The organism is Streptomyces murinus (assembly GCF_002154555.1).
Classification (GTDB): domain Bacteria; phylum Actinomycetota; class Actinomycetes; order Streptomycetales; family Streptomycetaceae; genus Streptomyces; species Streptomyces murinus.
The window spans coordinates 1-888 of record NZ_MUNF01000982.1 but is presented as its reverse complement, the minus strand read 5'-3'; the positions used below and the strand labels follow the sequence as shown (position 1 = coordinate 888).

The 888-nt window shown below is 69.6% G+C and carries 1 protein-coding gene; it reads right to left on the bottom strand.

Annotated features, from left to right (window positions below; all coding sequences use genetic code 11):
- On the bottom strand, nucleotides 1-518 hold a 518-nt coding region (locus CCN72_RS37110; protein WP_143664351.1), incomplete at its 3' end, for a DUF3662 domain-containing protein.
- Between the last annotated feature and the right edge of the window lie 370 nt (nucleotides 519-888).

The window sequence follows — 888 nt, the reverse complement described above, 5'->3', positions numbered from 1 at the left end:
GGCATGGGGGGCGCGCCGGCGGGCATGGCCGGCGGATAGCCGTAACCGCCCTGGCCCTGTGCGCCCTGTCCCGGGCGGCCCGGAGCCGCCGCGGGGCCCTGTCCCTGCGCTCCCTGCGCGGCGGGGCCCGCCTGCTGGTCGCTGGAGGAGGCGAGGGTGCGCGAACGCACCCGGTAGAGGCCGGTGTCCAGGTCCTCGGCCTTCTCCAGGTTCACCTTGATCGGGCCCATGAAGGTGTAGCGCTGCTGCTTCGCGTAGTCACGCACCATGCCGGCCAGCTCGTCGCCGAGCTGCCCGGAGTAGGGGCTGAGGCGCTCGTGGTCGGGCGCGCTGAGCTCCACGATGAAGTCGTTGGGTACGACGGTGCGGTCGCGGTTCCAGATGGTCGCGTTGTTGTCGCACTCCCGCTGGAGCGCGCCCGCGATCTCCACGGGCTGGACCTCGGACTTGAAGACCTTGGCGAAGGTGCCGTTCACCAGACCTTCGAGACGCTGCTCGAACTTCTTCAGGACTCCCATGGGGCACCTCCTCCGTCCCTTGTCGGTTCCTTGTCCTGCTCTGTGTGGTGCGTGTGCTGCTCGGTGCGGTGCGTTGCCCGGTACCGCCGGTACTGCTTACTGATCGTATCCACGCCCCCGGCAAACAGCCGGTTCCCCCAGCCGCTCCGCTCGGAACTCCTCCCTGGCATGGATCGTAGAGCCGGGCGAAGACCAGTGTCCCGCACCGGGCCCCGCCCCCGCCCCTCTCCTGGGGAGATGGCCGGGACCGGTACGAGGTTGATACGTGAACCGGGACTCCTTGATACGCGGTGAAACGGCCGGGCGCTGTGCGGATGGTCACGGGTGTGGGGACGGTCACGGTGCGGGTGGGGTGTGAGTACGGCGACGG